Genomic DNA, 19,053 nt, shown 5'->3' with positions numbered 1-19,053 from the left:
CCTCAACCTCGAAAGCAGGCTGTCCTCGTGCTGACCGTCGACTTCACTCGCTTCCCGCTCGCCCCCGGCGATCGTGTGCTCGATCTGGGCTGTGGTGCGGGCCGGCATGCCTTCGAGTGCTACCGGCGCGGCGCCCAGGTCGTCGCCCTCGACCAGAACGGCGACGAGATCCGCGAGGTCGCCAAGTGGTTCGCCGCGATGAAGGAGGCCGGCGAGGCCCCCGCCGGCGCGACCGCCACCGCGATGGAGGGCGACGCCCTCAACCTGCCGTTCCCCGACGAGTCCTTCGACGTCGTCATCATCTCCGAGGTCATGGAGCACATCCCGGACGACAAGGGCGTGCTCGCCGAGATGGTCCGCGTCCTCAAGCCGGGCGGCCGGATCGCGATCACCGTGCCCCGGTACGGCCCCGAGAAGGTCTGCTGGGCGCTCTCCGACGCGTACCACGAGGTCGAGGGCGGCCACATCCGCATCTACAAGGCCGACGAGCTGCTCGGCAAGATCCGGCAGGCCGGCCTCAAGCCGTACGGCACGCACCACGCGCACGCGCTGCACTCGCCGTACTGGTGGCTGAAGTGCGCCTTCGGCGTCGACAACGACAAGGCGCTGCCGGTCCGCGCGTACCACAAGCTCCTGGTCTGGGACATCATGAAGAAGCCCGCCCTGACCCGGGTCGCCGAGCAGCTGCTCAACCCGGTCGTCGGCAAGAGCTTCGTGGCGTACGCGACCAAGCCGCACCTCCCGAAGGCCGACGCCGTGGACGCGGGCAAGTGACGTCGCCCGAGCGCATCGCGGAGCACCTGGTCCTGCCCGGGGTGCTCACCGCCGAGCAGGCCGCCGAGACCGTCTCCGGGATACTCGCCGTGCAGCGCGAGGACGGCGCCGTCCCCTGGTTCCGGGGGCATCACCTGGACCCGTGGGACCACACCGAGGCCGCCATGGCCCTGGACGCGGCCGGCGAGCACGAGGCCGCCGCCCGCGCCTACGCCTGGCTCGCCCGCCACCAGAACCCCGACGGCTCCTGGTACGCGGCGTACCACGACGGCGACCCCGAGCAGGTCACGGACCGGAGCCGGGAGTCCAACTTCGTCGCGTACATCGCGGTCGGCGTCTGGCACCACTACCTGTCCACCGGCGACGACGCCTTCCTCGACCGGATGTGGCCCGCCGTGTACGCGGCCGTCGAGTTCGTCCTCGGGCTCCAGCAGTCCGGGGGGCAGATCGGCTGGAAGCGCGAGCCCGACGGCACGCCGGTGAACGACGCCCTGCTGACCGGCAGTTCGTCGATCCACCAGGCGCTGCGCTGCGCCCTCGCCATCGCGGAGGTCCGCGAGGAGGCGCAGCCCGACTGGGAGCTGGCCGCGGGGGCCCTCGGTCACGCGATCCGTCGGCACCCCGAGCGCTTCCTCGACAAGTCCCGCTACTCGATGGACTGGTACTACCCGGTCCTCGGCGGCGCGGTCACGGGGGCCGACGCGAAGGCCCGGATCGACGGCGACTGGGACCGTTTCGTCGTCCCCGGTCTCGGTGTGCGCTGCGTCGTCCCCAACCCGTGGGTCACCGGAGGCGAGAGCTGCGAGCTGGCCCTCGCCCTCTGGGCGATGGGGGAGTCCGACCGGGCCCTCACGGTCCTCCAGGACATCCAGCACCTGCGTGCCGGGAACGGCATGTACTGGACGGGGTACGTCTTCGAGGGCGCCACGGTGGCCGACAAGGCCGTGTGGCCCGAGGAGCAGACCGCCTGGACCGCCGGCTCCCTCCTCCTCGCGGTGGCGGCCCTCGGCGGCGAGGAGGCGACCGTCGCGGTCTTCGGCGGCGAGCGTCTGCCGAGCGGCCTGGAGCCCGACTGCTGCGCCTGAACTCCCGCCCCGATCCGGCCTGATAGGTGCTTGACACACGCATATCGGGTTGCGCGGAGCACCCCTTACAGCGCTCTAGGATATGCACGTCCATGGCTGGCATGGACATGCATATCAGGGAGAATCGGTCACAGATGGACCGTGCGGGGTCGGTCAAGGACCTGGCGGGCGAGCTGCTCGCGTTGAAGAAGGCATCGGGTTCGAGCTTCGTCCAGCTCAGCGAGAAGACGCACTACGCCAAGTCGTCGTGGGAACGCTGGGTCAACGGCAAGCAGTTCCCTCCGCGCGACGCCGTGGAGCGTCTCGCACGGATCTGCGGGACCGATCCGGCCCCGCTGCTCGCGCTCTGGGCCGAGGAGGACGCGCGGCGCTCGGCGGCACCGGAATCCGAGGACGCAACGGAAGTCGGGGCCGAGCCCGGAGCGGAAGCCGAGGACGGGAACGGGGCGGCAGCGCCAGCGCCCCGGAGGCGCCGAGTCCTGTGGGCCTCGGTCGTGCTCGCCGTCCTCCTCGTCGCGGGCGCGATCTCCTACGCCGCCCTCTCCGGCTCCGGCGAACCGCCGGCCGCCCCGCGCCCGAAGCCGGTCGTGACGGTCGCGGGACCGGCCACCGGCTGCACCCTCGCGGCGTGCGAGGGCCGCGACCCGAAGAAGATGAACTGCGGCGCCGACGCCGTCACGGTGCGCACCGGTTCCATCCCCAAGGACCTCGTCATCGAGCTCCGGTACAGCCGGGCCTGCAAGGCCGCCTGGGGCCGGATCTCGTTCGCCCAGGTCGGCGCCACCGTCGTGGTCAACAACTCCGACGGCGCCGCCCAGGCCGACGTCGTGCACTTCGACCGGGACGTCTACACGCCGCTGATCGCGGCGCCCGACGACGGCTCGGTCTGGGTCTGCGCCGCCCTCCCGAAGGACGTCCGGCGCAGCTGCACCGGACGCTTCATCCCGAGCGAGGAGAAGGCGCAGCAGCCGTAGCGGGTGCCGCGAGCACCTCGCGCGCCGCCTTGTCCTGGCGGGCGAGGAGGGCCGTCCAGTCCTTGGTGACGGCCGGGTTCCGGTCCAGCCAGTCCTGCTGGACGGCCGCGAGCCGGGTGTAGGCGAGGGTCAGATAGCCGGTCGTGCTCTTGCAGCTCAGGTCCGCCCGCAGGATGTCCCGGCCGCCGAGGCGGGCCCGCTGGGTGGGCAGGGTCTTCAGGAGCGCCTGAGGGTCGTTCTGGCCCGGGAAGCCGGCCCGGTCCATGCACTGCCGCCAGCGGCCCGTCGCGTCCCGGAACCTCGGGTCCTTCTCCAGGGCCGTACGGGCCTGCTCCTGCCCCTCGTAGAACAGGATCTGCGTCCGGATCCAGCGCGTCCGGCCGTCGCCGAGCATACGGGTCTCCGCCTCGGCGAGGCAGCCGTCTCCCGGCCGGGAGACGCGCATCCCGTGCTCGCCCTCGACGGTCACGCGCTTGTCCTGGTCGCCGAAGAGCGCCTTCGCGTACGCCGGGGAGGCTTCGGGACTGCCGGGCTTCGGCGGCTTCTCACCGGGCTCCGCCGGGGCGGGCGGGGGAGTCGAGGAAGGGGGCGTCTCCAGACCGAAGGGACGGGGGCGTTCGTCCTCGCCGGAGCCTGCCGGGGGCGTGGCCTTCGGGGCGTAACGGAAGCCCTGGCGAGCCATGCAGTCGATGGCGTACCGGCGCTGGGCCTCAGCGCTGCGGGCCTGGGCGTCGGTCCAGGCGAAGACGCGGTCGGTCACGGGTGGCATCCGGTGCAGCCGCTCCAGGGCGGCCGTCGACACGAGTGCCTCGGCGGAGTCCCGGGGCGCGTCCTGGGCGGAGGCGAGGAGCGTGCCGCCGACGACGGCCGCTCCGCCCGCCAGGACGGCGGTGAGCGTGAGCAGGGCACGGCGGGGACGACGGGTCCCGGTCATGGTGCGGATGCCTTTCGTCGGCGGTGGGGTGGGTGGGGGCCGGCGCACCCCCGTGGCACCGGCCCCCGTTCACGCGCGGAGCGCGCGGTTCACTCAGAAGCAGTGGATCGTCGTCGACGGGCGCAGCAGCAGGGAGCTGGCCGCGTCGCGCTGCCAGTCGGCGAGGCCGCTCATGTAGACCTCGCTGCCCGGGTTCACGCAGAACAGCAGGCCGCCGCCGTAGTTGATGTCCCGGTAGTAGTGGCTCTCGTAGCCGCCGGTGCTGGAGTTGCTCGCGGAGGAGACGTTGTCGTTGACGACCGCACCGGTGCCGGGCGCCGGGTTGTTGTCGTTGAAGTAGTCGTTGGTGAAGTTGGCGTCGCTGTTGTAGAAGTCGTGCGAGCCGCTGTCGCCCAGGTTGCCCCAGTACGCGCAGTGGTATCCGGCGCCGCACATGTAGCCCGCGGAGGCCGAGGTGGCGGTGACGACACCGCCGCCGACGAGCAGCGCGGTGGTGGCGGCGACGACAGCGGCCTTCTTGCGGAGCGCCGTGACCATGCTCATGTTTCGTTCCCTCTGTTGTCGGCGATGCGTGCGCGACCGCACGCGTGCGCAAGACTTCCGTGCGGCGCCCGGTCCCGTATTGGAGAAAATCGCCACGTCCGCGGCGTCATCCGGCGATCCAGGCGCTGGACGTCCCCCGCTCCGCGAGGAAGCGGCCCGGCGGCATCCCGGTCATCGCCTTGAACTCCAGGCCGAGGTGGGCCTGGTCGTAGTAGCCGCACCGGGCGGCGGTGTCGGCGGGCCTGCCGCCCGCCGACAGCAGCCGGATCGCGCGGTTCAGGCGCAGGATCCGGGCGAGCCGCTTCGGGCTGAGACCGATCTGCTCCCGGAAGCGGCGCTCCAGGTGCCGCAGGCTGGTGCCCGTGGCCGCCGCGACCTCGCGGATCTGCACGGCCCCGGCGGACCGCTCCAGGAGCCGCCACGCCTCCAGGACCGCCGGCGCGGGCCCGCCGTCCCCGGCTCCGTCCCCGGCCCACCGCAGCAGCGTCTCGTCGAGCAGCGCGAAGCGCTCGGCCCAGCCCGGGGCGTCCGCCAGGGCCTCGCCCAGGCTCCGGGCGCGGTCGCCCAGCACCTCGGCCGGGTCGGCGAGGACGTCGGTGAGCTCCGCCAGCGGCGTGCCCCCGAGGAACCGGCGCGCCGCCCACGGCGCGAGCGCGAGCTCCACGCCCTGGACGTCGCCGCCGTGCCCGAGGACCCGCGCGCGGGTGTGCAGCCCCGACACCAGCGAGGTGTGCCGGCCCGCCCCGCGCACCCGCAGCTCGCCGCCGAAGCCGATGAGCAGGGACACCCGTCCGCTCGGCACCACGAGCCGCTCCTGCGGCACGCCCGCCGTCGAGCGGAACCCCCGGTACGTACCGATGCCCGGCCCGAGACGGGCGTCCGGCCTCCCGTAGTACCACTGGCACCGGCCGCCCCCCGTACACACGCGGCGTCTCACCATCGACTCCTCGATCTCCCGCGCCCGGATCCGTCCCGGGCCGGAGATCCACTCTCGGGAGGGCGGGGAGACGGGGCCAGAGGTGGCGGCGTCCCAGGGATGTGGAGGGACGTCCCTCGGCCCTGACCTGCGGAGACGTCGAGCGGGAGGGATGCCGGAACCCGTACGGAGTCACACCGGTGGCAGGCTCGGCGGCCCCGGGTGAGGCTGGCGCCACAGCCATCAGGGAGGTCTCGTCTTGCCCAGAACCGTTTCGCGCGGAGTCGTGGCGCTGCTGCTGTCCTGCACGCTGCTCCTGACCACCGCGGCCTGCGACGACGACGACAAGGCGAGTGCGAGCTCCTCCTCGACCCCGACGGCCTCGGCGAGCTTCGAGCAGCAGAAGCTGGCGAAGACGCGGTTCGTGGCGAACGCGGGTCTGGCCGCGGGCGCCACGTACCAGTGGATCGTGAAGCCGTACCGCGCGGGCAAGTTCAAGAAGGGCGCGGACGGCCGGACCTTCGCCCTGGTGAAGGCGGGCCTCGCGGGCGCCTTCACGTACAACCGGCTCAAGGCGGCGGTGAACAACGCCAAGGGCGACCCGCTGCTGTCGAAGGCGGTCGCGCCGCTCACCGCCGGCATCGAGTCGCTCAAGGAGCTGGGGACGAAGCTCCGCAAGGGCGAGGTCGGCGACGCGGACGTCGGCGCCTTCGAGAGCGTCATCAACAGCGTCAAGGAGGCGGGGAAGAGCGCCGGCGCCGAAGTCAAGGACCAGATTCCCAGCACCTCGCAACTGGGCGGCTGAAGCCTATGCGTTGAGCTCCGCGAGGAGGCGGAGCGTGGCGGGGTCCGGTGCCGTGACCAGCAGGTCCGTCACCGGGCCCCGCCGCCACTCCTCCAGGCGCTCGGCGATCCGCTCCCGGGGGCCGACGAGCGAGATCTCGTCTGCGAAGGCGTCCGGCACGGCGAGCACCGCCTCCTCGCGGCGGCCCGCCGCGAACAGCTCCTGGATGCGCCGGGCCTCCTTCTCGTACCCCATGCGCCCCATCAGGTCGGCGTGGAAGTTCCGGGCCGCGTGCCCCATGCCGCCGATGTAGAAGCCGAGCATCGCCTTGACCGGCAGCAGCCCGGCCGCCACGTCCTCGCAGAGCCGCGCCCGCACCATCGGGGCGACGAGGAAGCCCTCCGGGAGGGCGTCCGGGAGGGCGTAGACCTCCGCCCAGCGGTCGGGCGTCCAGTAGAGGGGGAGCCAGCCGTCGGCGATGGCGAGGGTCTGCGCGATGTTCCTGGGGCCCTCGGCGCCCAGCAGGACGGGGACGTCGGCGCGCAGCGGGTGGGTGATCGGCTTGAGGGCCTTGCCGAGTCCGGTGCCGTCCGGACCGGTGTACGGGTGGGAGTGGTGGCGTCCGTCGAGCCGGACGGGGCCCTCGCGGCGCAGGACCTGGCGGATCACGTCCACGTACTCGCGGGTCGCGGTCAGCGGGGAGCGGGGGAAGGGACGGCCGTACCAGCCCTCGACGACCTGCGGCCCGGACAGGCCGAGCCCGAGCATCATGCGCCCGCCGGAGAGGTGGTCCAGGGTGAGCGCGTGCATCGCGGTGGTGGTGGGGGCGCGGGCGGCCATCTGTGCGACGGCGGTGCCCAGCCTGATGCGGCTGGTGTGGGCGGCGATCCAGGTCAGCGCGGTGAAGGCGTCGGAGCCCCAGGCCTCGGCGGTCCACACGGAGTCGTAGCCGAGCCGCTCGGCCTCGCGGGCGAGGTCGAGGTGGGCGGGGGAGGGGCCGCGGCCCCAGTAGCCGAGGGCGAGCCCGAGTCGCATGCTCCACATCCTTTCTGACGCTCCGTCAGGTCCGATGCGGGGACTGTACGGCAACGGCCCCCCACCCGGAAGGGATTCCGGGCGGGGGGCCGTCGGGTGGAGCGGGGGATCAGCCGCGCTGGATGCCGGTGGTGTCCTGGAGGACGCCGCGGCGGCCGTCCTGCGTCTGGGCCACCAGGCCCGGACCGCGCTGCTCGACCGCCAGGTACCAGGTACCCGGGGCCAGTTCGGCGATCGGCGCCTGCGAGCCGTCCTCCGCGTACAGCGGACGCGCGACCGGGACCGCGAACCAGAACGGGGAGAAGTCCCCGGCCGGCTGCGGCGCCGGAGCGGCGGCCTGCGGCTCGGGCTGCTGCGGGGCCTGCGGCTGCGGGGCGGCGGCCTGCGCGCCGAACGGCTGACCGGCACCCTGCGACGGGTCCTGCGGTCCGCCGTACGGCGGCTGCTGCGCGCCCGGGTAGCCGTAGCCGCCGGGGACGCCCGGCTGACCCGGCTGACCGGGCTGCATGCCGTACGGCTGCGGCGTCTGCGGCCTGGGCGCGCCGACGAGCGGGGCCTTGAGGGCCGGGACCATCGGACCGGCGACGGCGGCACCGGCCAGCACCAGGGAGGCGATGAAGCCGAGGATCAGGCCGGCGCCGGCGTCGACCTGGCCGAGGTCGATGATCGTCCAGAAGAGAGACCACGCGGTGAAGACCGTCGCGGCCGTGCCGAACTGGCCGAGGTCGAGGCCGACGACCTTGCGGGGCTGGGGCAGGGCGCGGGTGAGGACGATCAGGGCCGCACCGATGACGCCCACCATGTACACGCCGATGGCGTTCCCCAGTGATTCCCAGGCGTTCGGGGCGTCAACCGAGAGGCCCTTGTAGGAGAAGAAGTCCAGGAACGAGGCGATGAACAGCAACACCGCTGCACCGATCAGCACGCCATCGCCTCGGGTGAGGGAGCGGATATTCACGTAAGAGTCCTTCGTCGGGTCGTCGGTCGTCGCGTCGGGTGGCGCTCAGGTCGTGGCGCTCGGGTTCATGGCACGGGGGTGGGGCCCCATCGTACGGAGCGAATCTATCGCTCGCGGGTCCTACCCCCCGAGGTAGGTGGCGATGCCGTCGGCCAGTCCCTGGGCGGCCTTCTGCCGCCACGTCGACGACGTGAGCAGCTGTGCGTCCTTCGGATCACGCATATTGCCGCATTCGACGAAGACCTTGGGCACGGTCGAGAGATTGAGGCCGCCGAGATCGTCCCGTACGTCCAACCCCGTTCCGGAACCGATGTAGTTGGAGGGCGAGGTTCCGGTGGCGCGGGCGAACCTGTCGGCGATCCGCTCGCCGAGGGCGCGGGAGGGCGCGACGATCCGTGAGGTGTCGGCGGAGCCCGCCCGCACCTTCGCGGGGAGGATCACATGGAAGCCGCGGTTGCCGGCGGCCGAGCCGTCCGCGTGGACGGAGACGACGGCGTCGGCGCGGGCGGCGTTGCCGATCCGGGCCCGCTCGTCGATGCAGGGGCCCCAGGGGCGGTCGCCGTCGTGGGTGAGGACCACCTCGGCGCCGCGCGCCTTCAGGAGGTCCCGTAGCCGGTGGGAGACGTCGAGGGTGAACGAGGCCTCGGTGTAGCCCGCGTCGGTGGACGTGCCGGTGGTGTCGCACTCCTTGCGGGTCGTCCCGATATTCACCTTCTTGTTGATTTCGGTGGAATGACGGAAATTTCCGGAGTTGTGACCCGGGTCGATGACGACGGTCCTCCCCGCGAGCGAGCGGCTTCCCCGCGGAGGGACCGGCGAGGGGGTCGGCCGGGGCGCGGCGGAGGCGGAGACCGGCGGCCGGGACTGCGTCCCGCTCTCGGCCCGGGTCGCCAGGGACTCCGCGGCCTTTCCGTTCGGCGACGAGGCCTGTGAGGTCGCACACCCCGCGAGCACGGCGCAGCAGCCCGTGGCGGCGAGGGCGAGGGCGAGGGTACGGCGGGCGGTGTTCCGGTGGTCGTACGGCACCCCGCGACTTTAGGCCCTGTGGGGGGCGAAACGCCGCACGGGTACGTCGCAGGTTGGTCACCGCCTTCGCGGAACGGTGGACGCGTGTGAGCGAAGCGTGAAGGGTAGGGGGGAAAGGGCGACGGTGGGGTGTCACCGCGCATGGACCCACGAGGGGGAACCGTGGTGGGGGAAGAACCGAACGACGCACGTCCCGAGCCGACCGACAGACCTGCGGGCGACGGCGGCTTAGACCCGAGGAACCACGCGGCGGCCGAGCCGCCGTCCGGACCGGTGGCGGGAGGCACTTCGAGTGCGCCCCAGCCGCCGTGGGCGGCCCCGGCGCCGCCCGCCGCCGCACCGGGTGTGAGCCCGCCCACGCTCGCCTTCGGCCCGCCGCCGGACACGGCGCCCCCGGGATCCACCCCGGCAGGTGCCGGTGCCGGACCCTCGGGTGCCGTCCCGGCTGGTGCTGGTGCTGGTGCTGGTGCTGGTGCTGATGCCGGTGCCGGTGCTGGTGCCGCTGCCGGGCCCGCGACCGCGGCCGGGTGGGCCGGGTCCGGGACCGCACCGCCGCCGCCGGGCGCCCCGCCCGGCTTCGGACCGCCGCCGGGGTACGGCCCGCCCGGTTACGGCCCGCCGCCCGGTCAGAGCCCGCAGCCGCCCGCACAGCCGCCCGGCGACGCGAACCCGGCGCAGGCCGCCGCGATCGCCCTGCTCAACCTCTCGGGCCTCGGCCTCGGCTACGTCCTGCTGCGGAACTGGATCGGCGCCGCGCTCTGCTGGCTCGCCACCGCCGCCCTGCTCGTCGCCGCCCTTCCCGCCGACGTCGACGGCGTGCCCCTCGGCTTCCTCGTGGGCTACGGCGTCTTCCTGCTCGCCGCCGCCGCCGACGGCGCCCGCCGAGGACTGCGCGCCACGCTCCGGATCGGCGCCTCCTTCCGGCGCCTGGCCCTGCCGCTCGCCCTCGTGCTGCTCGCCGTGCCCGCCGGTGGCTCCCTCGCGTACGGCTCGGCCCGCGACGAAGCAAAGGAGCAGGCGCTCCTCGAACGGCTCGCGGCGGCGGACGCGCTGGTCGAGTCCGCCGACGACGGACTGACCTTCGACAAGGCCGAGCCGGTCTACCGCAAGGCGCTCGCCACCTACCAGGAGCTCGCCGCGAAGCACGCGGGTTCGCGGGCCGGGAAGCTGGTCCCCGCGCGCCTCGACACGTACTACGAGACGGTCTCCCGCCCGTACGCGAAGAAGGCGTACTGCGAGGCCGTCGCGCCGCTCAAGCACCTGCGGGGGCTGGCCGGCACGGTCGACAAGGAACTGCTCGGCACCCGGCCCGCCAAGACCGACGAGCCGCTCGCCGAGTCCCTCTTCAAGTGCGGGACGGATGCACTCGGCGTGACGGCCGCCGACCCGCCCGCCAGCGAGAGCCTCAACGCGCTCTACGACACCTTCCCGAAGTCGCCCCAGGCGACCCGGGTCGAACCGGCTGTCCGAGCGGCGATCAAGACCCGGACCTCTGCTCTCACCAGTGGCGCCACCCCCTGCGAGACCACCGAGGAACTCCGTACGCTCCACTCCTCCCTCGACAACATGACGGACCCCGGACTCGAGGACGCCACGGAGGAGGCGGCCGGTGCGGTCCAGCGGGGCGACTTCGCCTGCGGCAGTGCCCAGTTCAAGGACAAGGAGTTCGACGACGCGGTCAAGACCATGACCCAGTACGCCAAGGACTACCCGAACAGCCCGGACGCGGCGCACGCCCGCTCCATCGCCATCGCCGCCGAGATCGCCGAGGAGGAGCCCGCGGCCGGCAAGAGCCTGCCCCCGGCCGACGTCCCCGGCGGCGCCCGGATGGTCATGGTGATCAGCAACGACGGCCCCGGCGAGGTCGAGGTGCTCTACACCGGCCCGATGACCGGCAAGGTCACCCTGAAGGCGTGCGGCACCTGCACGAAGTACCCCAGCCCGATCTTCGCGGGTTCCAAGAAGATCAAGGCCTGCACCGGCCCGTCCTCGAAGTACCCGAAGGCGACCCTGCTGCTGCCCGCCGGTGACTACCACTTCCTCCAGAAGCGCGCGGCCACCGGCACCTCGACCGCCGGGGACACCAAGTCGAGCAAGACCAAGATCGAACCCGGCTACAGCTACACCAACTGCCTGTACGTGACGTCAGGCTTCTGACCGCAACTCAGCCCAGGCGGCGCAGGACCCGTAGCGAGTCGGTGACCGAGAGCTCCTCGAAGTCGCCCGACTCCAGCGCCCGCAGATAGATGCGGTACGGGGCCTGCCCGCCGTCCTCCGGGTTCGGGAACACGTCATGGATGACCAGCAGGCCCCCGGGGGCGACCTTGGGGGCCCAGCCCTCGTAGTCGTTCGTGGCGTGCTCGTCGGTGTGCCCGCCGTCCACGAACACGAGCCCGAGCTGCCCGCCCCAGGCCTTCGCGACCAGCGGCGAACGCCCGACGACCGCGATCACGTGCTCCTCCAGGCCCGCCTTGTGGAGCGTCCGGCGGAACGTCGGCAGCGTGTCCATCAGCCCCACCTCCGGGTCCACCACGGTCTCGTCGTGGTACTCCCAGCCCGGCTGCTGCTCCTCGCTGCCCCGGTGGTGGTCCACGGTCACCGCGACCGTCCCCGCCTGCCGCGCCACGTCCGCCAGCAGGATCGTCGACCGGCCGCAGTACGTCCCGACCTCAAGGAGGGGCAGCCCCAGCTTCGCGGCCTCGGCGGCCGCCGTGTACAGCGCCAGCCCCTCCCCGACGGGCATGAAGCCCTTGGCGGCCTCGAAGGCGGCGAGGATCTCGGGCGACGGCTCGGACATGGTCACTCCTACTGGCGGGTACGCGTCTACGGGCGCCCATGCTGCCCTATGCGTCGCACGCGAACCACACCGTCTTCCCGTCGGCCCTCTCCTCCACCCCCCACCGGTCCGTCACGGCCTCCACCAGCACGAGCCCCCGGCCGCGCTCGGCCAGCGGATCGGCGGCCTTCGCGATCAGCCCGCCGGGGACCCCGTCCGTCACCTCGACCCGCAGCCCCTCCGGCTCCCGCAGCATCAGCACGTGGCACCTGCGGTCCGGCACGTGCCGGACGACGTTCGCGACGAGCTCGGTGAGCGCGAGGGCCGCCGGGTCGGCGAGGTGGCCGAGCCCCCACCGCGTGAGGAACATGCGCAGGATGCGGCGCATGTGGCCGGCGGAGTGCTCACCGACGGTGAACCCCATGCGGTAGCTGTGGGTAACTTCCGCAGGGTAGAGGTCAGTTGCGTCATTCATGCCACCAGGTTGAAGCCTCTTCGTTACGCTCGGCTACGGACTGAACGCAACGCCTCACCGCGTGAGCTTGGGGGTGACCTCGCCGTGGTCAACATCCGCAACCTGGATCCGAGTGCCTCGCCGCTGGACTACTTCGGTTCGGAACTCCGCCGCCTGAGGGAGGAGGCCGGCCTCAACCAGCCGCAGCTGGGCAAGATCCTGTTCTGTACGGGCTCCCTCGTCGGCCAGATAGAGACGGCGAAGAAGGTCCCGACGCGGGAGTTCTCCGAGCGGCTGGACGCGGCGCTGATGACGAGCGGCTCGTTCTCACGGCTGGTGGGCCTGGTCCTGCGCAGCCAGCTGCCGACGTGGTTCCAGGCGTACGCGGAGATGGAGGCGCGGGCGACGTACCTCTCGACGTTCCAGGCCCAGCTGGTCTACGGCCTGCTCCAGACGGAGGAATACGCCCGCGCGGTCCTGGGCGTCAGGACGGAGGGGGACCTCGACACGAAGGTCGCCGCCCGAATGGAGCGGCAGCGGATTCTGCAGAGGGAGACGCCGCCCCTGCTCTGGGTGGTCATGTCCGAGGCGGTGCTCCGTCAGGAGATCGGCGGACGACAGGTGATGCGCTCGCAACTCGCCCATCTGTTGCGTGTGCAGGAGGAGGAGTGGGTGAAGATCCAGATCCTCCCGTTCGGGGCCGGGGCGCATGCCGGACTCATGGGCTCGTTCAACCTGCTGCGGTTCGAGGACGATCCCGACCTCGTCTACACCGAGGACTTCGTCCAGGGCCATATGACCGCCAATCCGGCCGCGTTCAGGGAGGGGTCGCTCCGTTACGATCACCTGCGAGCGGCCGGTCTCTCCCTGGAGGACTCGACCGCACTGATCGCCCGCGTGATGGAGGAGCACTATGGGGACCAACCAGAACCTGCCGGGCGCGCACTGGCGTAAGTCCTCGTACAGCGGCGACACCGGCGGTGACTGCGTCGAGTGCGCTCCTCTCGGTGCTGCCGCCTGGCGCAAGTCGTCCTACAGCGGCTCCAACGGCGGCGAGTGCATCGAGATCGCCGACCTCGCCGCCCACGTCGCCGTCCGGGACTCCAAGAACCCCGACGGGCCCGTCTTCCTCTCCGGGCCCGCCGCCTTCACGGCCTTCGTGAGCGCCGCCGCCCAGGGGCTCATCGGGCGCTGACCCGTGGTGACCCTCATAGGAATGGTGATCCTCGCCGTCGTCCTGCCGACGTGGGCGGGGATCACCTACGGGGGGCTGCGCCGGGCCCGGCGGGAGAACGCCGGGCTGCCCCCGCAGCCCCGCCCCCGCCGTACCCCCGCCAAGAAGGCCGCCTGGGTCGCCGCGCTCGCCTTCGTCGCGGGCGGGGCGCTGCACCTGTACGGACTCTCGTACCTGCCCTTCCTCCAGCCGGAGGACGCGTGCTGGTTCAACGCCGGGTACATGAAGGTGCCCGACTCCAGCAGCGCGCTCCCCGTGAGCCTGGTGTGCGCGGGCGAGGAGATCGTCCCGTGGTGGGTGAACCCGGGACTCCTCGTCCTCGCCCTGACCACCGCCTCCGCGACCGCCACGAGCATCGCGCTCGCCCTGAGGAGGAGCAGATGAGCGAGCACGGGTTCGACGTGCCGCCCAAGGCTCCGCCGGAACTCCTCGCCGAGTGGCACGACCTCGCGGACCGGGTCTGCCGTGAACTGACGCGGGCCGGGCTTCCCGCTCGCCGAGGGGACCGTGAGGGCGGCGGGGCGGGTGCCGGTGTCGAGGTCCACGTGGACCCGTTCGCCGACGGCGGGGGCGGGGTGTACGCGGACTGGCGGACGGACGAGGAGTTGACGACCGCCGTCGTCGAACTCTTCGAGAACGGCATCGACTTCACGGATCCGCCCCCGGTCGTGCGCCACCACCGGGACGTCCACCGGTTCATGCAGGAGGCCCTGTTGGGAATCCTCGCCTCGGCCGGATTCGAGGTCGAGGTGCCGGATCCGCACACGTACGGGAGCGCGGCGTACGTGAAGGGCTTCCGGGCCTGACCCGGGCGTCACGCCCCCGCGAGCACCGCCCTCAGCTTCCGTACCCCCGCCTTCCACTCCTCGCCGTCCGACTCCTCCCAGAGCTCCAGGAGTTCGGACGGCTCGACCAGGACCCGGTCCAGGGCCTCGACCGCCGCCGGACGCAACTCCGCCGGGAGTTCGGGCAGGGGCTTCTTCGGGCCGTACGAGGTGGTGACCGGGTCGCCGCCCGGGCACTGCGCCGCGACCAGGGCCGCCGACGCGATCGCCTCCACCGCGAAGTCCGCGTCGAGGTACTCCTCGCCCGTGCCGGTCACCTCGCGGAAGGCCGCCAGCAGGACCTCCGCGCGCTTCTCCTCCGGGGCCTCGTCCACCCGGTACGAGAAGTCCGCGGCGGTGTCGTTGTCGAAGGGGCCGATGTCCCAGGTGCCCATGGCGTTCTCGCTTCCCGTGTCGCTTCAGGTGTCCGGGAATCGTGGCAGGCGCCACTGACAATCAGTCGTCCGCGATGCCGAGGTCGGTCCGCATGGCCACCTTCAGCCTCCCCAGGTACGGCCAGACCTGCACGTGGAGCGCCGTTCCCAGTGCCGCCAGTTCGGCCGCGTACACGGCCGGGTCCGCCGTGTACTTCCGCAGCATGCCGTACGCCTCGTTCATGTGGTCCTTCGCGTCGCTGGACGCACGCGCCACCGCGCTCGGGACGATCATCTGGGCCTCCGCGTAGCTGTCGCGGTAGGCCGCCCTGCACTCCTCCAGGCGCTCCAGGGAGGCGGTGGCCTCCTCGCCGCGCCGCAGCGCGTGGATGTGGTTGGTCATCGCCGTCACGAACTGCCGTGCGGCGGTGTTCAGTGTGATGTAGCAGGCGCGCCGGCGCTCCAGGCTCTCGCTCGCCCGCTGCCGCTCCAGCTCCGCGTGTCGCAGCCGCTCGGCGTGGTCGCGTTCCTCGCGCCGCTGGTCTGCGGCGGCCTGGAGCTCCATGCGTTTGGTGCGGTCCGCGCGGTTCTGCGTGAGCAGCGCCGCTCCCAGAGTTCCGGCGACGCCCACCACGGCGATCAGCAGTGCCGTCAGACTTGCACCCACGATGTCCCCCCGCGTGGTCCGTTCCCCGCCTCGATGCTGCCACAGTTCCCCCCGCGTCAGGCGCCGGGGCCTTCGAGGTTCTCGATCATGCGCTCCAGGACGCGGACGGCCGTGCCGTACTCCTCGGGGCTGATGCCCTCGACGGACCGGGTGCGGAACGCGGCGACCTGCTCGCCGACCTCGGTCAGGCGGCGGGCGCCGTCGGGCGTCAGGGCGAGCCGGTCCGGGGCCGGGCGGGACGTCCAGCCGCCGGTGAGGGTGGTCTCGACGGCGGCGATGAGGGCGGGGGCGTCGGCGTTCGCCGAGAGGACCGTCAGGACCTCGGCGTCGGTCGTCCCCTCGCCGTCCGCGACGACGTTGAGGACCTGCCAGGCGAGGCGGCTGAGGCCGAACTCCCCGAGCGTGCCGTCCATGACACGCGTGAGGGCCTCGTCGGTGCGGTTGAGCAGGTAGCCGATGGGCTTCGGCTTCGGTGTGCGCTCCATGCGGGTCTCCAGGGCTACGGGCGGGCGGGCGCGGGCTGTGGCGTCAGTATCGACGTCCAGTCCCGCGTCCGGGCCCAGTCGGCGAAGCCGTGCCAGCCGACCTCGGGGAACTCGCGGCGCAGCCCGGCGACATCGACGTCGAGACCGGTCGTCGTGAAGTAGGAGAACATCGCGGCCAGGTCCGTGGAGCGGGTGCGGACGTAGTCCAGGGGAACCTCCCGGTACGTGACCGGGCGGCCCATCGCGGCCGCGAGGATCGTGGTCATCTCGCCGGGGGTGAGCTCGTCGGAGGCGATGTCGACACGACGGCCGGTGAAGTCCTCGCGGCGCCCGAGGGCGAGCGCGGCGAACGCGCCGATGTCCCGCGAGGAGATCAGGGTCAGCGGGCGGTCGGCCGGCATCGGCCAGGCGAAGGTGCCCTCGCGCAGGCCGTCGGCGGTCCAGCCGCCGGTGTAGTTGTCCATGAAGGCGGCCGGGCCGATCACCGTCCACGGCGTGCCGGAGGCGCGGAGGTGGTTCTCGACCAGTCGCTTGCTCTCGTAGTGCGGGACGCCGGTGTCGCGGTCGGCGTGAGCGACGGAGGTGAGGACGACGTGCCCGACGCGGGCGTCCGCCGCCGCGTCGACGAGGGTCCTGCCCTGGCGGACCTCGGCCTCGATCCCGGCCTCGAAGGCGGTGACGGCGAACAGCGAGTCGGCGCCCGCCAGGGCGGAGTCGAGCGAGGAGCGGTCGTCGAAGTCCGCGCACCGCACCTCGGCGCCGAGGGCGCGCAGGGCGGAGGCGGCGGGCGAGTCGGGTCGGCGGGTGAGGGCGCGCACCCGGTGGCCCGCGGCGAGCAGGCCGCGGGCGGTGGCTCCGCCCTGGGCTCCGGTGGCTCCGGTGACGGCGACGGTGAGCATGGTTCCCCCTGGGGTAGATTCGCCTGCGTGATGCATCATCTGCTTCACGCAGATGAATCTACCCCACCTTCTCTGCGTCATGCAGGTTTTCTTCGATCACGTTTCTGACCTTCCGTCAGAATGGAACGTGTTCTAGTCTGCGCCCCATGGGCATCGCCATCACGCACGAACAGCGGGAGCTCGCCCGATCCGTCCGGGGCTGGCTCACCCGCGCCGTACCTCCCGAGGAGGTCCGCAAGCACCTGGACGTCCCCGACACCGCCACCGGCCGCCCCACCTACTGGGACGCCGCCGCCGAACAGGGCCTCCTCGGGCTGCACCTCCCTGAGGAGCACGGCGGCGGAGGCGGTGACCTCGGGGACCTCGCCGTCGTCGTGGAGGAGGCCGCCCGCGCCCTGCTGCCCGGCCCCTACCTCCCCTCCGCGCTCGCCGCCGAGCTCCTCCACCGGTGCGGGCACCACGCCTCCGCGGGCGCGCTCGCCCGCGGGGAGCGGATCGGCGCCGTCGCCCTCGGCGGCACCGGCACCCTCACCGCCGTCCGCACCGCGAGCGGCTACCTCCTCGACGGCACCGCGCCCCCCGTCCTCGGCGGCGCCCAGGCCGACCTGGTGCTCCTCCGGGCCGCCACCGCCGAGGGCTCCGTCTGGCTCGCCGCCGCCACCGAGAGCCTCGCCGTCCGGCCCCACGACAGCGCCGACCCGACCCGGCCCACCGCCGAGATCACCGCCCGCGCCGCCCATGTGCCCGCCGCAGGCGCCCTGGACCTCGACACCGCCCTCGTCCACGACCTCGCCGCCGTCCTCTTCGCCGCCGACGCCTGCGGCACCGCCGCCCGCGCCGTCGACACCGCCGCCGAACACGCCCGCACCCGCGAGCAGTTCGGCCGCCCCATCGGACAGTTCCAGGGCGTCAAGCACCTCTGCGCCGACATGCTCGTCCGCCTCGAACAGGCCCGCGCCCTCACCTGGGACGCCGCCCGCGCCGGCCAGGACGAGGCCCGTTCCCTGACCGCAGCGCTCGCCGCCGCCACTGCCCTCGACACCGCGTACACCTGCGCCAAGGACTGCATCCAGATCCTCGGCGGCACCGGCTTCACCTGGGAGCACGACGCCCACCTGCTGCTCCGCCGCGCCCTCGTCGCCCGCCAGCTCCTCGGCACCGGCGACCACCACCGGCTCGCCGCCCTCCGGCACGCCGCCGCCGGCGTCCGGCGCGGCCTCCGGCTCGACCTGCCGCCCGAGGCCGACGCGTACCGCAGCGAGGCCCGCGAGGCCGTCGCCCCCGCCGCCGGGCTCGACCCGGCCGCCGCCCGGCGCGCCCTCGCCCCCACCGGCTACGCGGCCCCGCACCTCCCGGAGCCGTACGGACTCGGCGCCGGCCCGCTCCAGCAGCTCGCCGTCCAGCGGGAGCTGGACGAGGCCGGGATCACCGTCGCCGGACTCGGCATCGCCACCTGGGTCGTCCCCTCGCTCCTCGCCCACGGCACCCCGGAGCAGCAGGCCGAGCACCTCGGCCCGACCCTGCGCGGCGAACGCCTCTGGTGCCAGCTCTTCTCCGAACCCGGGGCCGGCTCCGACCTCGCCTCCCTGCGCACCCGCGCCGAACGCACCGAGGACGGGCGCTGGCGGATCAACGGCCAGAAGGTGTGGACGAGCGCCGCCCAGTGGGCCCACCACGGCATCCTGCTCGCCCGCACCGACCCCACCGCCCCCAAGCACCAGGGGCTCACCTACTTCCTCGTCGACATGCGCAACACCCCCGGGATCGAAATCCGGCCGCTGAAGGAGATCACCGGGGACTCCCTCTTCAACGAGGTCTGGTTCGACGACGCCCTCCTCCCCGCCGACGCCGTCGTCGGCGAGGTGAACGACGGCTGGCGGGTCGCCCGCAACACCCTCGGCAACGAACGCGTCCACATGGCCGACCAGGTCGCCTTCGACACCGGCCTCGAAGCCGTCATCGCCCAGGCCGACCGGGTCGACAGCTCCGTACGCGTACGGATCGGGGCGCTGCTCGCCGAGGCCCACGCGCTCGCGTGCATCGGCCTGCGCACCACCCTCCTCCAGGTGTCCGGCCTGGAACCCGGCGCGGGCGCCAGCGTCCGCAAGCTCGTCCAGACCCTCCACCAGCAGAGACTCGCCGAACTCACCCTCGAACTCCGCGGCCCCGAGGGCGCCGTGCGCGAGGGCCCCGGCGAACGGGCCGTCCACGGCCTGCTCATGTCCCGCTGCCTCACCATCGCGGGCGGCACCACCCAGGTACAGCTCAATGTCGTCGCCGAGCGCCTGCTCGGCCTTCCGAGGGACTGAGG

General features: G+C 72.8%; 22 protein-coding genes. 10 read left to right on the top strand and 12 right to left on the bottom strand.

Going from position 1 to position 19,053, the window contains the following annotated elements; translation table 11 throughout:
- Positions 1-27 precede the first annotated feature (27 nt).
- The 3 genes from ACN9MM_RS12160 to ACN9MM_RS12150 all read left to right on the top strand — a co-directional run bounded on the left by ACN9MM_RS12160 (position 28) and on the right by ACN9MM_RS12150 (position 2,833).
- A complete protein-coding gene (locus ACN9MM_RS12160) occupies positions 28-774 on the top strand; it encodes a class I SAM-dependent methyltransferase (RefSeq protein ID WP_426363638.1) in 747 nt (248 codons plus the stop codon).
- The gene (locus ACN9MM_RS12155; RefSeq protein ID WP_426363637.1) at positions 771-1,859 is read left to right on the top strand and encodes a prenyltransferase; all 1,089 of its coding nucleotides are present in this window, start codon (positions 771-773) and stop codon (positions 1,857-1,859) included. The genes ACN9MM_RS12160 and ACN9MM_RS12155 overlap by 4 nt, the downstream gene beginning before the upstream one ends.
- Positions 1,860-1,993: 134 nt before the next feature.
- On the top strand, positions 1,994-2,833 hold the full coding sequence (locus ACN9MM_RS12150) for a DUF2690 domain-containing protein (RefSeq protein WP_426363636.1): 840 nt from the start codon (positions 1,994-1,996) through the stop codon (positions 2,831-2,833).
- On the opposite strand, the gene ACN9MM_RS12145 is transcribed toward ACN9MM_RS12150, so the two are convergent.
- The 3 genes from ACN9MM_RS12145 to ACN9MM_RS12135 all read right to left on the bottom strand — a co-directional run bounded on the left by ACN9MM_RS12145 (position 2,799) and on the right by ACN9MM_RS12135 (position 5,247).
- Positions 2,799-3,767 carry a hypothetical protein gene (locus tag ACN9MM_RS12145; RefSeq protein ID WP_426363635.1) on the bottom strand — a complete coding sequence of 323 codons (969 nt, stop codon included), beginning with the start codon at positions 3,765-3,767 and terminating at the stop codon, positions 2,799-2,801. The two genes, ACN9MM_RS12150 and ACN9MM_RS12145, sit on opposite strands and share 35 nt — an antisense overlap.
- Before the next feature lie 93 nt (positions 3,768-3,860).
- Positions 3,861-4,310 (bottom strand): hypothetical protein, encoded by a 450-nt coding sequence (locus ACN9MM_RS12140; RefSeq protein WP_426363634.1) that lies wholly within the window; start codon positions 4,308-4,310, stop codon positions 3,861-3,863.
- Positions 4,311-4,416: 106 nt separating this feature from the next.
- Positions 4,417-5,247 (bottom strand): helix-turn-helix domain-containing protein, encoded by an 831-nt coding sequence (locus ACN9MM_RS12135; protein WP_426363633.1) that lies wholly within the window; start codon positions 5,245-5,247, stop codon positions 4,417-4,419.
- Positions 5,248-5,485: 238 nt separating this feature from the next.
- On the opposite strand from ACN9MM_RS12135, the gene ACN9MM_RS12130 reads away from it, so the two are divergent.
- On the top strand, positions 5,486-6,031 hold the full coding sequence (locus tag ACN9MM_RS12130; RefSeq protein WP_426363632.1) for a hypothetical protein: 546 nt from the start codon (positions 5,486-5,488) through the stop codon (positions 6,029-6,031).
- Positions 6,032-6,034: 3 nt separating this feature from the next.
- Here the strand turns inward: ACN9MM_RS12130 and ACN9MM_RS12125 are convergent, their stop codons facing one another.
- The 3 genes from ACN9MM_RS12125 to ACN9MM_RS12115 form a co-directional block, all read right to left on the bottom strand.
- Complete coding sequence (locus ACN9MM_RS12125; RefSeq protein ID WP_426363631.1) at positions 6,035-7,045, bottom strand: LLM class F420-dependent oxidoreductase; 1,011 nt, start codon at positions 7,043-7,045, stop codon at positions 6,035-6,037.
- A 109-nt stretch (positions 7,046-7,154) separates the two neighbouring features.
- A complete protein-coding gene (locus ACN9MM_RS12120; RefSeq protein ID WP_426363630.1) occupies positions 7,155-7,970 on the bottom strand; it encodes a DUF5336 domain-containing protein in 816 nt (271 codons plus the stop codon).
- Positions 7,971-8,123: 153 nt separating this feature from the next.
- The gene (locus ACN9MM_RS12115) at positions 8,124-9,029 is read right to left on the bottom strand and encodes an N-acetylmuramoyl-L-alanine amidase (protein ID WP_426363629.1); all 906 of its coding nucleotides are present in this window, start codon (positions 9,027-9,029) and stop codon (positions 8,124-8,126) included.
- 345 nt (positions 9,030-9,374) lie between these two features.
- On the opposite strand from ACN9MM_RS12115, the gene ACN9MM_RS12110 reads away from it, so the two are divergent.
- A complete protein-coding gene (locus tag ACN9MM_RS12110; RefSeq protein WP_426363628.1) occupies positions 9,375-11,186 on the top strand; it encodes a hypothetical protein in 1,812 nt (603 codons plus the stop codon).
- 7 nt (positions 11,187-11,193) lie between these two features.
- Here ACN9MM_RS12110 and ACN9MM_RS12105 read toward each other — a convergent pair whose 3' ends face one another.
- Together ACN9MM_RS12105 and ACN9MM_RS12100 are read right to left on the bottom strand one after the other, a co-directional pair.
- Positions 11,194-11,826, bottom strand: coding sequence for a class I SAM-dependent methyltransferase (locus tag ACN9MM_RS12105; RefSeq protein ID WP_426363627.1), 633 nt, complete (start codon positions 11,824-11,826; stop codon positions 11,194-11,196).
- A gap of 46 nt (positions 11,827-11,872) precedes the next feature.
- Complete coding sequence (locus ACN9MM_RS12100; RefSeq protein ID WP_426363626.1) at positions 11,873-12,280, bottom strand: ATP-binding protein; 408 nt, start codon at positions 12,278-12,280, stop codon at positions 11,873-11,875.
- An 84-nt stretch (positions 12,281-12,364) separates the two neighbouring features.
- Here ACN9MM_RS12100 and ACN9MM_RS12095 point away from each other — a divergent pair, with 84 nt between their 5' ends.
- From ACN9MM_RS12095 to ACN9MM_RS12080, 4 genes are read left to right on the top strand one after another with little or no spacing between them, the layout of a single operon-like run.
- Entirely contained in the window at positions 12,365-13,213 is an 849-nt protein-coding gene (locus ACN9MM_RS12095) for a helix-turn-helix domain-containing protein (protein WP_426363625.1), read from the top strand.
- Positions 13,173-13,454 (top strand): DUF397 domain-containing protein, encoded by a 282-nt coding sequence (locus ACN9MM_RS12090; protein WP_426363624.1) that lies wholly within the window; start codon positions 13,173-13,175, stop codon positions 13,452-13,454. Before ACN9MM_RS12095 ends, ACN9MM_RS12090 begins: the two co-directional genes overlap by 41 nt.
- Positions 13,455-13,475: 21 nt before the next feature.
- Positions 13,476-13,877 (top strand): hypothetical protein, encoded by a 402-nt coding sequence (locus ACN9MM_RS12085; protein WP_426363623.1) that lies wholly within the window; start codon positions 13,476-13,478, stop codon positions 13,875-13,877.
- Positions 13,874-14,299: a hypothetical protein gene (locus ACN9MM_RS12080; RefSeq protein ID WP_426363622.1), complete on the top strand. Its 426-nt coding sequence runs from the start codon at positions 13,874-13,876 to the stop codon at positions 14,297-14,299. The genes ACN9MM_RS12085 and ACN9MM_RS12080 overlap by 4 nt, the downstream gene beginning before the upstream one ends.
- A gap of 8 nt (positions 14,300-14,307) precedes the next feature.
- Here the strand turns inward: ACN9MM_RS12080 and ACN9MM_RS12075 are convergent, their stop codons facing one another.
- From ACN9MM_RS12075 to ACN9MM_RS12060, 4 genes are all read right to left on the bottom strand, one after another.
- Entirely contained in the window at positions 14,308-14,712 is a 405-nt protein-coding gene (locus ACN9MM_RS12075) for a DUF4259 domain-containing protein (RefSeq protein WP_426363621.1), read from the bottom strand.
- 61 nt (positions 14,713-14,773) lie between these two features.
- Entirely contained in the window at positions 14,774-15,358 is a 585-nt protein-coding gene (locus tag ACN9MM_RS12070) for a hypothetical protein (RefSeq protein ID WP_426363620.1), read from the bottom strand.
- Between the two features lie 56 nt (positions 15,359-15,414).
- Positions 15,415-15,843, bottom strand: a complete 429-nt coding sequence (locus tag ACN9MM_RS12065; RefSeq protein WP_426363619.1) for a MarR family winged helix-turn-helix transcriptional regulator — start codon at positions 15,841-15,843, stop codon at positions 15,415-15,417.
- 14 nt (positions 15,844-15,857) lie between these two features.
- A complete protein-coding gene (locus tag ACN9MM_RS12060) occupies positions 15,858-16,742 on the bottom strand; it encodes an NmrA/HSCARG family protein (protein ID WP_426363618.1) in 885 nt (294 codons plus the stop codon).
- Positions 16,743-16,888: 146 nt separating this feature from the next.
- Here ACN9MM_RS12060 and ACN9MM_RS12055 point away from each other — a divergent pair, with 146 nt between their 5' ends.
- Entirely contained in the window at positions 16,889-19,051 is a 2,163-nt protein-coding gene (locus tag ACN9MM_RS12055) for an acyl-CoA dehydrogenase (protein ID WP_426363617.1), read from the top strand.
- Positions 19,052-19,053: the final 2 nt, after the last annotated feature.

The organism is Streptomyces sp. E-08 (genome assembly GCF_049913095.1).
Lineage (GTDB): Bacteria > Actinomycetota > Actinomycetes > Streptomycetales > Streptomycetaceae > Streptomyces.
Note: the sequence above shows the minus strand (reverse complement) of the source record. Positions and strands in the feature narration are given on the sequence as shown.

Coding starts and splice junctions, on each gene's coding strand:
- ACN9MM_RS12105 (WP_426363627.1), bottom strand. CDS start 11,826: ATGTCCGAGCCGTCGCCCGAGATCCTCGCCGCCTTCGAGGCCGCCAAG.
- ACN9MM_RS12090 (WP_426363624.1), top strand. CDS start 13,173: ATGGGGACCAACCAGAACCTGCCGGGCGCGCACTGGCGTAAGTCCTCG.
- ACN9MM_RS12065 (WP_426363619.1), bottom strand. CDS start 15,843: ATGGAGCGCACACCGAAGCCGAAGCCCATCGGCTACCTGCTCAACCGC.
- ACN9MM_RS12100 (WP_426363626.1), bottom strand. CDS start 12,280: ATGAATGACGCAACTGACCTCTACCCTGCGGAAGTTACCCACAGCTAC.
- ACN9MM_RS12145 (WP_426363635.1), bottom strand. CDS start 3,767: ATGACCGGGACCCGTCGTCCCCGCCGTGCCCTGCTCACGCTCACCGCC.
- ACN9MM_RS12060 (WP_426363618.1), bottom strand. CDS start 16,742: ATGCTCACCGTCGCCGTCACCGGAGCCACCGGAGCCCAGGGCGGAGCC.
- ACN9MM_RS12055 (WP_426363617.1), top strand. CDS start 16,889: ATGGGCATCGCCATCACGCACGAACAGCGGGAGCTCGCCCGATCCGTC.
- ACN9MM_RS12085 (WP_426363623.1), top strand. CDS start 13,476: ATGGTGATCCTCGCCGTCGTCCTGCCGACGTGGGCGGGGATCACCTAC.
- ACN9MM_RS12150 (WP_426363636.1), top strand. CDS start 1,994: ATGGACCGTGCGGGGTCGGTCAAGGACCTGGCGGGCGAGCTGCTCGCG.
- ACN9MM_RS12075 (WP_426363621.1), bottom strand. CDS start 14,712: ATGGGCACCTGGGACATCGGCCCCTTCGACAACGACACCGCCGCGGAC.
- ACN9MM_RS12125 (WP_426363631.1), bottom strand. CDS start 7,045: ATGCGACTCGGGCTCGCCCTCGGCTACTGGGGCCGCGGCCCCTCCCCC.
- ACN9MM_RS12140 (WP_426363634.1), bottom strand. CDS start 4,310: ATGAGCATGGTCACGGCGCTCCGCAAGAAGGCCGCTGTCGTCGCCGCC.
- ACN9MM_RS12080 (WP_426363622.1), top strand. CDS start 13,874: ATGAGCGAGCACGGGTTCGACGTGCCGCCCAAGGCTCCGCCGGAACTC.